We start from the raw sequence: 12,966 nt of genomic DNA, 5'->3' as shown, positions 1-12,966 counted from the left end.
AATGAGCCCTTCCGCAGAAGGACTCACTCTAAAAACTTTAGACTGTTTTTTCTTGTTTACGTGATGCGATGACGGCTTGGATTTCAGACTTGATGTTGTCTGATTTCGGTCCGTAGATCGCTTGAACGTTGTTACCAACTTCAAGGACACCAGCAGCACCTAATTTTTTCAACTCATCTTTGTTGACTTTCGATTTGTCGAGAACTTCGACACGAAGACGTGTGATACATGCATCCAAGTGTTTGATGTTCGACTCTGAACCGAGTGCATCAAGGATACCTTCAGCGAGTTCAGAACCTTGAGCAGATGAAGTCTCTTGCGCTGCATCTTCACGACCTGGAGTTTTCAGGTTGAACTTGCGGATTGCGAAACGGAATCCAACATAGTAGATGACAGAGAGTGCAAGACCGACGACGATGACGAGCCACCACTGCGTGCGTCCTGGAAGAACACCGAAGAGAAGGAAGTCAATCAAACCACCAGAGAATGTCATACCGATCTTAACGTTCAACAATTGCATCGTCATGAACGAGAGACCTGCGAAGACTGCGTGAACTGCGAACAAGATTGGAGCAACGAACAAGAATGCGAATTCGATTGGCTCTGTGATACCTGTCAAGAATGCTGTAAGTGCTGCTGATCCAAGAAGACCACCAACGACTGCACGGCGCTCAGGACGAGCTTCGTGGTACATAGCAAGAGCTGCTGCTGGAAGACCGAACATCATGAACGGGAATTTACCAGTCATGAATGTACCAGCAGTTAATTCAACGTTATCTTTCAATTGAGCGAAGAAGATCGCTTGGTCACCACGAACGACATCACCTGCTGCATTCGTGTACGAACCGAATTCGAACCAGAATGGTGCATAGAAGATGTGGTGAAGACCGAATGGAATCAACGAACGTTCGATGAGACCGAAGACGAATGCTGCGAGTGTTGGGTTTTTCTCCATCATGAAGTGGGAGAATGTGTTCAATCCGTCCTGTGCGAACGGCCAAACGAATACAAGTACAAGACCTGCGAACAATGAAACGACAGCAGTGACGATTGGAACGAAACGTTTACCAGCAAAGAATCCGAGGAACTGCGGCAATTCGAGATTATGGTACTTCCCGTACGCCCAAGCTGCAATCAGACCGATGATGATACCACCGAATACCCCAGTTTGAAGTGTTGGGATACCGAGTACGTTTGCATACCCTTGACCGTTAGCAACCATTTCTGGTGTAACGCCGAGCCAAACGCTCATTGTTTTGTTCATGATCAAGAATCCGACGATTGCCGCAAGTCCGGCTGCGCCGTCCCCTGCAAGACCAATCGCGACACCGACCGCGAATAAGAGTGCTAAGTTACCGAAGATGATATCCCCGGCTGCTTCCATCAATTTTGCAACCTTGATGATTGCATCATTTTTTAAGAACTCGAGTTTTGACGTCAAGTTCGGATTTTGCATCGCGTTACCGAATCCGAGTAGGATACCGGCAGCTGGCAAAATCGCTACAGGAAGCATCAACGCTTTACCGACACGTTGAAGAACAGCAAAAATCTGTTTGAACATGTGTGTTTCCTCCTTTTCCTGTTAAGAGCGAAGTATGATGAATAATGCCAATGATTGAGACGAAAAAAGTCAGACATCTGACCGATTTTTTACAGAAAAAAATCAGGCACGAGCGGATTGTAGACAATAGACTTATCCCGTTGCATAACGGAAATAAAGCTTCTTGCCCGACATCCCACTCATGCCTGATCGTATCAGTAACACGTAGTCCGTGCGGTCATTTACCTGAATCGTACTGCACTAAGCGTTGCAGATGCATCGTAAGATACGTCGCCTCACCGCGCGGTACCGCTTTCTTCAACTGACGTTCCATGATGGACATCAGCTCCCAAGCAGTATCATAGCATAGCGGATATTCTTCACGCAATAGCTTTTCTACTTTTTCTGGAGCCTCTAGATACTCCCCATTGGAAACCCTTTCAATCGCTGAACGAAGGTGCCGAATCAGACGCTTGTAATCAAGCGATTTTCGGTCGATTTTAATCTCCAGTCGCTGTTCGATATGACTAGCAATTAAACCGACGAGCTGATGATGGCGGTTAACTTCAAGTACGTCTTTGAAGTTCGTCGCAGAATGAATATGAAGTGCGATGAACCCTGTCTCGGCTGGAGGCAGGTAAAAATTCATCTCGGCACTGATGAACTCGACGATTTCTTCTGCAAGTGCGTACTCTTCCGGATACAAGGCTTCCGTTTCGGCAAGAAACGGATTGGTGACTTCCATTCCTTGTTCCAGTCGTTTGAACGTAAACGTCAAATGATCCGTTAATCCGATATGGATATGTTCATCGACTTTTTTCCCGAACCGTGTCTCGATCATTGAAACGATTTCATTCATCAACGCGATGAAATTTTCATCGAGGTGACCGACGAGCGCCTTATATTGATCCTGTTCTTCTTTATCCTTCAACGTGTAGACTTTTTCCAACTTGTCGAGATCTGTCAGTTGATCGCCTGGCTTCCGACCGAAGCCAATCCCTTTCGCGAGGATAATGACTTCCTGATTCGCACCAGTTGAACAAATGACGACATTATTATTCAATACCTTGATAACGTGGTACATTTGTTTATCCATTCGCTCTCAACCCAATCTGCTCTTACACATTTATTTAAAGACATTGTTTTTATTATAACGGTTTTTCAAGCACGAAAAAAGCCTACTTACTCAAGTAGACTTTAAAACATTTGGTAACCGCTCTTACGCAAGAAGCGAATCGATAGACCGGCGATGATGATTCCAGCAAACCCAGCTGCGAACATCGTGATATCCGCTGCCTGCAGTCCAGCAATCCGGTCCCCAAGATTCGGAATCGCTTCACGAGCATTCGTGAAGTATTCGAGCGTCGATTGGTTGTCGATCATCATGATGAGGATGATCGGATAGAGTACGAGCATCACCCATGTACTCCGCAACAACATGTTTAAGATGAATCCGATACTAAAGAACATGACGAGATAAAGCACACTCCCGATCACGGCTTGAATGATATGCATACTGTTCCCCCTTTGAATCTCTTCTAGTATAACCGACAAAAAAGGCAAATGCACGAGTGTACATTTGCCTAAAACGTGAACTTAGAACTTCCCTTTTTTGATCGCAAGACCAAGTTTTTTCAGTTCAAAGAAGTGTTTGTTGTCGATGACTTTTTTCATGAACGATGCGTTACGACCGTAAATCTTCTTGCCGAAGACCATGCCGATACCATCTTTATGACCAAGTGAAGCAACCGTTCCTTTGTTCTCGTACGTGAACGTCGATGTTTGACGACCCGCGATGAGTGCTGCGATGTTCTCAGCGACTTTGTGTGCTTGTTGTGTCGCGATTTGTGCAGTCGGTGGGTACGGACGGTTCGAACTTGGATCCATGACTGCTGAACAGTCACCGATCATGAAGACGTTATCGTGTCCTGGAACACGAAGATCTTCTTCAACGACGACACGGTTACGCATCGCTTCGAAACCAGATGCTGCAACGACAGGGTTACCGCTGACGCCACCAGTCCAGATGATCGTGTTCGCTTCAATCGTCTCAGTCGTGTCGCCTTGAAGCGGACCGAACGTGACGCTTCCTGGTCCACATTCCTTGATGCCGTTACCGAGTTTGAACTCGACGCCTTGGCGCTCAAGCCATTTGTGTGCGTAGTTGACGAGATCAGCATCGAATCCTGGAAGGACTGTCGGTGCTGCCTCGATGTTAACGACACGAACGAGTTCGCGTGGGATATCATATTGTTTGCACAGTTCTGGAATACGGTTGACGAGCTCACCCATGAACTCGATTCCTGTGAATCCAGCACCACCAACAACGATCGTCAAGAGTGAACGATCTTGTGATCCTGTTGTTTTGTACTGTGCGAATGAGTAATCGATATGTTCCTTGATTTTACGGGCGCTGTTCAACGAGCTGATCGTCAGAGCGTGTTCCTTCAATCCTTTGATACCGAATGTTTCAGGAACGCCACCGAGAGCAACGACGACGTAATCGTAAGGAACTGTTCCGCCATCTTGTAAGAGAACCGTTTTAGCAGCCGTGTCGACTTTCTCAACGATACCTTTGACAAGTTTGACGCGTGACGGGTTGATGACATCATTGATATAGATGCGTGCTTGCTCCGCAGACATCGTACCTGCAGCTGGTTCATGCAACCAAGTTGTTTGGTAATGATAGTCGTGTTTATTAATCAACGTGATGTTCGCTTGATCGACGCCGAGTTTCTTTTGAAGGTTGACTGCTGTGATCAATCCACCGTAGCCCGCTCCAAGAATAACAATGTTAGGTGTGTTCATGTTCTGATACTCCTTACGAATCGTAGTTTTGTTGTGATTTTCTTCACATTCAATTACAGACGAATGCTCAAAAATTTTGTTCAAATAATGTTCACATGTCTATAAGCCTATTGAAACACTTTTCAGGAATGATTGCAAAAGAAAAATGTAATTTCCCTTAAAAAAATGTGAGATGTTCCGTACTTGCACCTTCACCCCCTACTTCCTATATAATGGACCTATCCAACGCTAGGAGGGAATCAGATGCACCAACCATATGATGTCACGATCATCGGCGGCGGTCCGGTCGGACTGTTCACCGCGTTTTATTCAGGGATGCGCCAGATGAAGACGAAGGTCATCGAGAGTCTACCTCAATTAGGTGGTCAACTCGCTACGCTTTATCCTGAAAAATATATATACGATATTGCCGGTTTTCCGAAAGTAAAAGCTCAGGAACTGGTTGATCGGTTGCTTGAACAAGCGAACGAATTCGATCCGACCTATGTACTCGGTGAGACCGTCATCGCTTATGAACGGATGGATGATGGGATCATCCGCCTCGTCACGAACAAAGGCGAGCATTATACGAAGACCGTCATCTTGACGGCAGGAAACGGCTCGTTCGCGGCACGTCCACTCGGCGTCGCTGACGCAGAACGCTTCGAAGAAACGAACTTACACTATTTCGTCAACGATATGGAACGTTTCAAGGATCGCCAAGTCGTCTTACTTGGTGGCGGTGACTCAGCAGTTGACTGGTCATTGATGCTTGAGCCGATCGCAAAATCCGTCACGCTCGTCCACCGTCGTGATAAGTTCCGTGCCCATGAACATTCGGTCGAATTGTTACACGATTCGTCCGTCAACGTCATGACGCCGTATACACTTGAATCAGTTACAGGTGAGTCGCACATCGAGACGCTGACGTTCAAACATGCTGAAAGTGGTGAAGTCGTCGTCGTCGCTGCGGACGACGTCGTCTGTAACTTCGGCTTCGTCTCGTCACTCGGACCGCTCAAAGAATGGGAAGTCGAATTCGAACGCAATTCGATTCGTGTCAATTCGAAGATGGAGACTGCGATTCCGGGCGTCTTCGCTTGTGGTGATATCGCAACTTACGAAGGACGCGTCAAACTGATCGCAACGGGCTTCGGTGAAGCACCAATCGCCGTTAACCAAGCGAAACTTCTTGTTGATCCATCTGCTCGTCACCCGCAACACTCGACGAGTCTGTTCGAAAAAGTAACGAATCATTCTTGAGATAACTGAATGGCTGAAAACAAATAAGAGGTCGAATTCCGGATGACATATCGGAGTCCGACCTCTTATTTAGATGGAATCACATCTAGGACGTGAACAAACATCTTCGACTCCTACAGGAAAAGGAAGCACGATGTGTGCTTCCGTCAGGGATAGGTAAGACCCGACAGATCACATGGAATGGGAACTGGCGCGGCTTACCTCCCGCCTGAGGAAAGCGAAGATGTTGAAAACGTCCGATTTCATATAGATGATCTTTTAACAGGTATCCGGTAAACCCGTTGCACGAGTTCCACCCCACCTCGCTCAATCATCGATTCTTCGAAGACCTGACCACCGAATCGCTCGTAAAACTGGCACGCTGGATTATCTCGCAAGACAGAAACCTGCATCGTCTCATATTCTGCTAAGTCCTCAGCGATGCGTTGAAACAAAGCTTTTCCGAGTCCTTGTCCTTGCGACGCTTGCAAGACATAAATCGCATACAACTCCCCTTCACGCGCATCACTTCGATTCGCTCCACCTTGCGCAAAGCCAACGACTTCTTCTCCTGACACGGCAACATACACGCGCTGATTGACTAATGTCTGTTCCCATTGTTTCGTCCGTTTTTCGTGCGATAACTGCACTAAATAAGTGTCCGGAATAATACCTTGATACGTCTCCCGCCAGGCATCAATATGAACTAGGGCGATGGCTGACGCATCTTCAAGACGTGCTTCACGAATCCTCATAACTGGATGATGAAGCGACGTGTCTCGCGTCCATTACGAACAGTCGGCTCGATTTCTTGTCCACCGTTCGCCAAGATGACACGGCGAGATGCTAGATTATCAACGCCACACGTCAACAGCACTTGATCGAATCCACGTTGCCGTGCTTCTTCTAGCGCTAAACGGAGCCCGGTCGTCGCATATCCTTTCTGACGCTCGGATGGTCGGATGCCGTATCCGATGTGTCCGCCGTACAACTTCAAGTTCTCCGTCAAGTCATGCCGGAAGTTCAGCGCACCGACGATTCGTTGCCCGTCGACCATCCAGTACGTCGAATGGGTGACAAGACCCGGTCTGACTGTTGTCTCCATTTCCTTAAGTTCCGCAAAATAAGCGCCCAGTGGTTCATATGTGTCTCCGACTGCTTCCGTCACGATCGTTTCGCCCGACTCTCGTCAGTCTTCTAAAAAGGCGCGGTACTCCGTTTCCCACGCAAGAGTTGGTTTCATCAACTGCATCATTGGTGATTGCGCACCTCCTCTTCAATCAAACGATCGAGCCAGTCATCGATATGTTGAAACAGATAGCCCGCTTCTTTCGCAGCTGTCGTATCCATATAGAAATCGCGTTCTGGCGCAAGTGGCGATTCATCCTCTCCTTTTGTGACGATTTGGCTCGTCGTTCCCGCAATACGGTCGATTTTATCCATCAGGTCTTGAATCGATAGGACGCCGTCACTCGCAGCGTTGATCGGTCCTGTCAATTCCGAACGACCACACCACTCAAGAAAGGCAGCGGCTTCGTAACTTGAGATGTAGCCCATCTTCGCATAGTTGTTTTCAGCGATAATCGGACGACCGTCAAGCGCGCGTTTGATATGGAAGACAAGTCGTTCCGTATAATCGTCTGGTCCGAGGACAACAGGAAAACGAATGGCAACGACAGGGAAGGTCGCACGTTGGAAGAAATAACTCTCCGCTTGGCGTTTCCCTTCGCCATACCCATGTTCCTTCTCAAGCTCATATTTCCCGGGAAACGGATTGTAGGCGCGTTCCGAAATATTCGCACCACCGTCTTCATAGACAGACATCGTCGACGTCAACACGTAGCGCCCGACTTTCCCTTCAAACGCGTCAATCGCAAGTTTGGCTTGATACGGCGTGAAGCAAATGTTGTCATAGATGACATCCCAGTGCTGTTGGCTTAAATCCTTCATCGTACTACTTGACGTCCGGTCTCCTTTGAAAAATGTCAAGCCCTTCGCGACGGGTGGCGTATGCTCACCGCGTGTGACGATTGTCACGTCATCCCCCGAATCGGCTAAGCGAATTGCAAGCCGGCGTCCGAAATAGCGCGTTCCCCCGAAAATCAATACTTTTCTCATCCTGAAGCCCTCCCTGTTCGTAGTAGCATTCACTCTCTTAATATTTCGAGTCAACGGAACAGGTCTCCTGTATGCGGACAATAAAAAAATCGTGGACGATGTCCACGATTGGATTCATTAACAGCCACCCGGTGTCCCGGCATTCGTTGCCGTCCGGAACGAAGTCCCGCAACCGCATGTTGCGATGGCATTCGGATTCGTGATCGTGAATTAAGAACCGAAGTATTTTCGGAACCCTACGATCATTTATCGCCAGTTTGCGCGAGTTGTCGATTTTTATAAGATTGATATTGTATATATACGCTAATACGTTTTCTATCGTCACTTGATTATAACAGATTTACATTTGAAAATTATAGAATTAGTAATTTTACTTTCTGTCTTTTCTCTGATAAAATATCTCGTATGAAGTTTGAAGAAAAGAACTAAAGTGAATTATATTTGTAAAATAAGATGTACCAAAAAATGTAATCAGTTTTTATTTATTTTTTGTTGTAATAATAATTAAGTAGTCTTTACTGCAGTTGAATTAGACATAATAATTATACTAAAATTTTTCACTACATTTTTTGACTTTGATAATTAATTTTAATATGATAATTTGAACAATACTAATATAACCTTTCATTTATTTTCAATTTAAATACTAATATGATAATTATTCTTTCCTTTATCCCTACCTATTTTTATAATAATCCATTTGACCGAACCTAAAACTTAAAAATGTGTACCGAACTATCCCACTCTTTTTTAATTTTTCATGCGTAATCAGTAGTTAGTAAAGTAGCATTTTTATACACAGAGGGAGGTCTTACTTTTATGATGAATTACGATGACTCAAATTCAGTTATTGTTCCATTAGTTACGGGGAAGACTAAAGATTTTATAAGTCGTTCTCTTAAAGAAGATAACGTTATCAAGTCTCTAAACGAATCACAATTACAAGAATTTTTAAATGGTTTATCCACATATCCAGATTCATATTTCATCAAAAACTCTATTGCTGTAACCATGACTAGTAAACAACATACTAAAATTACTGAATTTATTAATAATGCGTTTAATCTTTTAAATACAACAGATAATTTTGAAGTTGAGAGTGACATTATACAAATTACTAAGCATTATAAAAAAAGATTAATCGAACGCTCTGATAAATATGATCAGATTTTTACAGAAGACATCTTAGATATCAAAAAGGACGTCTGTCAATTTGGTAATGTATCAAACATATTTAGATGGAACCATAAAGGAATTACTTATGTCCTTTCACGTACTGATTCTTCATCTCCTAATGAAAAAATAATAATTTCTATAAAAGTAGATGAAGACGGTAATTTGATAAACATTTTAATTAAAGCAGTTACTTATATCAATGAGTAACAAAAAAAGACTACCGAACGGTAGTCTTTTTATTTCTCTTTGGAGTATAATTCCACGTCACTATAATTAACTATGAGTTCGTCATTGTCATCTAAATCGTATAAAATCGAGCCACTCTTAATTGCTTTAAGAAACTTCATCAAGGTTCTCTCAACTTCTCCCAAAATGAAGCTGTCATCTAAATCACCTTCAGTATGAGTGAGATGGGGAACATTTTTTATAATGATATTTTTACCATTAGAATCTTTTTCATAAACATCATCGTAAATCCGGTAAGTCTCATCGTAAATGATCTGTTCGTTGCCGGCAAAAAAATCGTTCATTATGTCTTTCATGTCCTTCTCGCTGATTGTAGGCAATTTCAATCCTCCTTTAGCAATACGGGCTTGTCATTAACATTTTTGTTGTAATCAAATAAAAGTATACTATTTGATTTAAAAAATAAAAAGTAGATTCCCTAAGAATAGAGCGTAGAATTCTATCATTTTTATTTTTTAATGTCAACTATTTTTTTCGATTATTCTAATTTTAGCATTAATTATAACTGTTGTCACTTAAAAATATTGCTTAATCTTTTTAATTAAGATGTTCAGTCACACTTAATTCGTATATTTTTATGTTTATTACTTTGTTATTGTCTTTTCAATTTTTACTTCGGTAGTATTCATATACTATTTAATTTAAAATATTCCTTTTAAAATTTTTATTTTTTTTAGATTTGAATGCTTATAAGTTATCCATGTAATTTTTGGTAGATTGGTAGATGAAATTATCTCGTTTACCTATTACTTAACAAACACAAGTATATTTTATGGTTTTTTCTTATTGTTTTTTTAATACACACTCATACCATATTCATCAATTTAAAGAAAAGGACGGTCATAGAAGACCGTCTTTAGTTCGATATTCACTTCATAAATACCAATATGACCTCTAGTAACTTTTCAACTTTGATAAACAGTATTTTTTATACTTTATCTTTACTGCATTTGGTCGTCATGAACTTCGATTCCATTTAAAATAGCTCTCGCAATACGGTTGATATCCGCTTCTTCGCGAATCGTCACGCCTTGCATTGTAATATTCACTGAACGATCGACCATACCACCCACGCCAGCCACCGTAGCCCCTGCGCTAGGATTAACGACAGGACGGTTTCCGTTACGACTTGATAGAACGCCTGCCTTGCGTAATGTGTTCGACTGGCTCGCAGTTAGTACGGACTCTCCGGAGTGTAGCGTTGCCTGGAAACCATTGTGCGGAATGTTGTAGGCACCGGAATAGAACGATCCGTCTGATTTTCCCCCGCTCTTTTTACCCGACTTTTTACCGGTGACAGCGCCAGTGACGTAATCCTTGATTGACGAAATGTTCGGCAACGACCCTTTGATCTGCTCCCAAACGAGTGAACCGATCGAGCTAAGCTGACCTACTGCGCTACTGAACGCTGACAGCATGTTCCCTGGCAACGACTTCGCCCAATCCGCGATTTTCGATTTAATCGAGTCAATTTTAGAGGTAACAGTCGTAAGCATGTTTTGGAATCCGTTGGACACCGAGTTCTTAGCGTTTGTGATGCCGTTAGAGAAGAATGATTTGATACTATTCCATCCTCCGCTGACTGTCGCTTTTGCGTTGTTAAATCCACCGGTGAACAAGCCTTTTATAGTAGTCCAAGCTCCCGAAACACTCGACTTGATTGACGAGATACTATTTGAGAAGTATGTGCGAATTGAACTCCACCCGGCGGAAACAGTAGATCGTAGCCCCGTGAACAGAGCTGCGCCAGCCTTCAATATGCGGCCTACAAAAACCAAGTTAATGTAGCCCCAAACCGCTTGAATCGAACCAAAGAAGATTTGCTTAACGCCTTCCCACATCTTGCTGAAGTCGCCTGTAAACAATCCAGTAAAGACTTTGACAACGCCCATGATTACATTCAACGCGCCCGTAATCACATTCTTGATCGCAGCCCATGCGCCAGTAACGGTTGTCCTCACTAGCGCAAACCCGACCGTGAATATCGGCGTCAGTATCGCCATACCGGCGCGAACCACGCTAGTAATCACGGTCCACACGTTAGTCAATGCGGTCAAAATCTGTGCGCCGTTCTGCGTCCAAAACTGCTGCATCATCGTTAGCTTCGATTGGACGAACGATGTAACAGCCGTCATAGCCTGATTTACATAAGGTGCTAAAAAGTTAAAGACCGACATGGCCGCGCTTTTAATCCCGTTCCAAATGGCAGTAACGCCGCTTCGGAATGTCTCGGATCTTGTATAAAGCAGATAGAATGCTGTTCCAAGTAACGTAATCCCCGCTGCTACCGCAACAACCGTACCCATGATCGACGCAAACCCTACGACAACCGGCGCAAGTAACGGAGCCATCGCTCCAATCGCTGCTCCAAGCCCTCCGAACAATCCGATACCTACAGCGAGTGGCGAAAGTATAAGCGTGAGCGCTGGTACTAAGATCATGAATACTGAGGCGACTTTCGCGATTGTCGGGTGCGCTTCCTGGAACTTCGCTATCATGTCGCTAATTTTCGTTGTGACATTATAAATCGGAGTCATCAATTCTGCGAACGTCTGAACGAGAGGATCGAATGTTTGCGAGATACTTGCGGTCATCGCTTTAAACGAATCTGCGTAGCCTTTGTTAGCATCCATCGCCGATTTGTGTAGCTTCGAGTAGAATGCGTATGCCGCGACACCAGCTACGAGTGCAACTGCTGTGAAGCGCATTAATCCCTGCGAAATCATTCGAGTCATGTCGTTTAGTTGCTTCATGTTCGCAGTCGGCCCCAATGCTCTTAGAGCCAATGCTGCAGGCGTTCCACGCTTCGCAATCCCCTCTAACCCGTTCGCTACGCTGAGTAACGGAGTATTTAATTTGTAAATCGGGTTGTTCATTCTAGCGAAGTTGTCCGCAATCTTGCTCGATTGAGTCGACCGCGCCATCATGGATCCGACCGACTGATAGAATGACATTTTTGCCATTTCGTTAGAGGCGATCATCGCGTCCTTCGTCTTCTTATCGGCTTTACCCATTTTCTCGATTTGATTGATAAAGTCGCCGGTCGTGCCGGTATATTCCTTACTAGATTTCGCCAGTTGGAAATATGCGTATTGCGATTTAATCGAATCATCCCGAAGCCCGTTCATCGCTACACGCTGTTGCGCGAATGCTGATCGAATCTCTGCGCTCATGCGTTGTGCTTCGGCACTCACGCCTTTAAAGACCGTTCGAATGCGTCGACCTAGCGAATCGTAACGAACATCAGCGCCATCTAACGGCTGAGTCACATCGACAGTACGTAGGTCTTCTGCCACCGTGTTTGTCGCGGCAGACAGGGTTTTAAACGCTCGCGATACGCTACTCGAAGCCGTTGAAGCGCCACTGAATGATCGTGTCATAGCACCTACCGTAGACATCGCACTCGTCGTACTAGACTCGAACATGCGCAGTGCTGCAGTTTGCTTCTTCATTGGCGCAGAAAATTGATCCTGCAACGAAATCAACGCCTGTAATTGCATCATGTGCGGTCACCTTCGTCGATTAGGTGTTCAACCTCTATACCGATAAGCTCTAGCGAGTCGCTGTATAGCGCCATCGCCGCTCGATACGTAAGAGCAGTCTTTTTTGTATGAATGCCATTCACCAAGATGAGCCTCTCGACGACACGTAGCGCGTTTCGGTTACCAATCTTTTTTGCGCCTTTGATGTAAGCAACAAACTCATCTTCGCTTGCCGGAAACTTGTGCAGCAGTTCAACGACTCTTGCGTCATGTAAAATGACTAGCTTCTTATCCTGCTCTAAGAATTTCATTTTATCGTCCTCCTGGAATGTAATAAAAAAACGCCGAATGACTCCATGATATGCTCCCCAAAAA

Annotated in this window: 12 protein-coding genes and 1 pseudogene; 2 read left to right on the top strand and 11 right to left on the bottom strand. The window is 44.5% G+C overall.

Annotated elements, in window-relative coordinates; translation table 11 throughout:
* Positions 1–37 precede the first annotated feature (37 nt).
* From ptsG to B4C70_RS10410, 4 genes are all read right to left on the bottom strand, one after another.
* On the bottom strand, positions 38–1,561 hold the full coding sequence (gene ptsG, locus B4C70_RS10425; protein ID WP_029342409.1) for a glucose-specific PTS transporter subunit IIBC: 1,524 nt from the start codon (positions 1,559–1,561) through the stop codon (positions 38–40).
* A 217-nt stretch (positions 1,562–1,778) separates the two neighbouring features.
* Positions 1,779–2,636, bottom strand: coding sequence for a glucose PTS transporter transcription antiterminator GlcT (glcT, locus tag B4C70_RS10420; protein ID WP_023469132.1), 858 nt, complete (start codon positions 2,634–2,636; stop codon positions 1,779–1,781).
* Positions 2,637–2,737: 101 nt separating this feature from the next.
* On the bottom strand, positions 2,738–3,055 hold the full coding sequence (locus B4C70_RS10415) for a YuiB family protein (protein ID WP_035406048.1): 318 nt from the start codon (positions 3,053–3,055) through the stop codon (positions 2,738–2,740).
* Positions 3,056–3,136: 81 nt separating this feature from the next.
* The gene (locus tag B4C70_RS10410) at positions 3,137–4,348 is read right to left on the bottom strand and encodes an NAD(P)/FAD-dependent oxidoreductase (protein ID WP_290779124.1); all 1,212 of its coding nucleotides are present in this window, start codon (positions 4,346–4,348) and stop codon (positions 3,137–3,139) included.
* A 243-nt stretch (positions 4,349–4,591) separates the two neighbouring features.
* Here B4C70_RS10410 and B4C70_RS10405 point away from each other — a divergent pair, with 243 nt between their 5' ends.
* Positions 4,592–5,590 (top strand): NAD(P)/FAD-dependent oxidoreductase, encoded by a 999-nt coding sequence (locus tag B4C70_RS10405; RefSeq protein WP_290779121.1) that lies wholly within the window; start codon positions 4,592–4,594, stop codon positions 5,588–5,590.
* Positions 5,591–5,832: 242 nt separating this feature from the next.
* On the opposite strand, the gene B4C70_RS10400 is transcribed toward B4C70_RS10405, so the two are convergent.
* From B4C70_RS10400 to B4C70_RS15160, 4 genes and pseudogenes are all read right to left on the bottom strand, one after another.
* A complete protein-coding gene (locus B4C70_RS10400; RefSeq protein ID WP_290779118.1) occupies positions 5,833–6,324 on the bottom strand; it encodes a GNAT family N-acetyltransferase in 492 nt (163 codons plus the stop codon).
* Entirely contained in the window at positions 6,321–6,737 is a 417-nt protein-coding gene (locus tag B4C70_RS10395) for a GNAT family N-acetyltransferase (RefSeq protein ID WP_290779115.1), read from the bottom strand. The genes B4C70_RS10400 and B4C70_RS10395 overlap by 4 nt, the downstream gene beginning before the upstream one ends.
* An 83-nt stretch (positions 6,738–6,820) precedes the next feature.
* Positions 6,821–7,687 (bottom strand): NAD-dependent epimerase/dehydratase family protein, encoded by an 867-nt coding sequence (locus tag B4C70_RS10390; RefSeq protein WP_290779112.1) that lies wholly within the window; start codon positions 7,685–7,687, stop codon positions 6,821–6,823.
* Positions 7,688–7,804: 117 nt separating this feature from the next.
* Positions 7,805–7,897: pseudogene (locus B4C70_RS15160) on the bottom strand (iron-sulfur cluster assembly accessory protein); the annotation flags it as partial.
* 609 nt (positions 7,898–8,506) lie between these two features.
* On the opposite strand from B4C70_RS15160, the gene B4C70_RS10385 reads away from it, so the two are divergent.
* Entirely contained in the window at positions 8,507–9,070 is a 564-nt protein-coding gene (locus B4C70_RS10385; RefSeq protein WP_290779109.1) for a hypothetical protein, read from the top strand.
* A 29-nt stretch (positions 9,071–9,099) separates the two neighbouring features.
* Here the strand turns inward: B4C70_RS10385 and B4C70_RS10380 are convergent, their stop codons facing one another.
* From B4C70_RS10380 to B4C70_RS10370, 3 genes are all read right to left on the bottom strand, one after another.
* The gene (locus B4C70_RS10380) at positions 9,100–9,429 is read right to left on the bottom strand and encodes a hypothetical protein (protein WP_290779107.1); all 330 of its coding nucleotides are present in this window, start codon (positions 9,427–9,429) and stop codon (positions 9,100–9,102) included.
* Between the two features lie 621 nt (positions 9,430–10,050).
* Positions 10,051–12,534 carry a phage tail protein gene (locus tag B4C70_RS10375; RefSeq protein ID WP_290779104.1) on the bottom strand — a complete coding sequence of 828 codons (2,484 nt, stop codon included), beginning with the start codon at positions 12,532–12,534 and terminating at the stop codon, positions 10,051–10,053.
* 74 nt (positions 12,535–12,608) lie between these two features.
* A partial coding sequence (locus tag B4C70_RS10370) for a hypothetical protein (protein ID WP_290779101.1) occupies positions 12,609–12,966 on the bottom strand: 358 nt, incomplete at its 5' end.

It is taken from the genome of Exiguobacterium sp. UBA5002, assembly GCF_002396765.1.
Taxonomy (GTDB): Bacteria; Bacillota; Bacilli; order Exiguobacteriales; family Exiguobacteriaceae; genus Exiguobacterium_A.
This window is presented reverse-complemented; position numbering and strand designations above follow the sequence as displayed.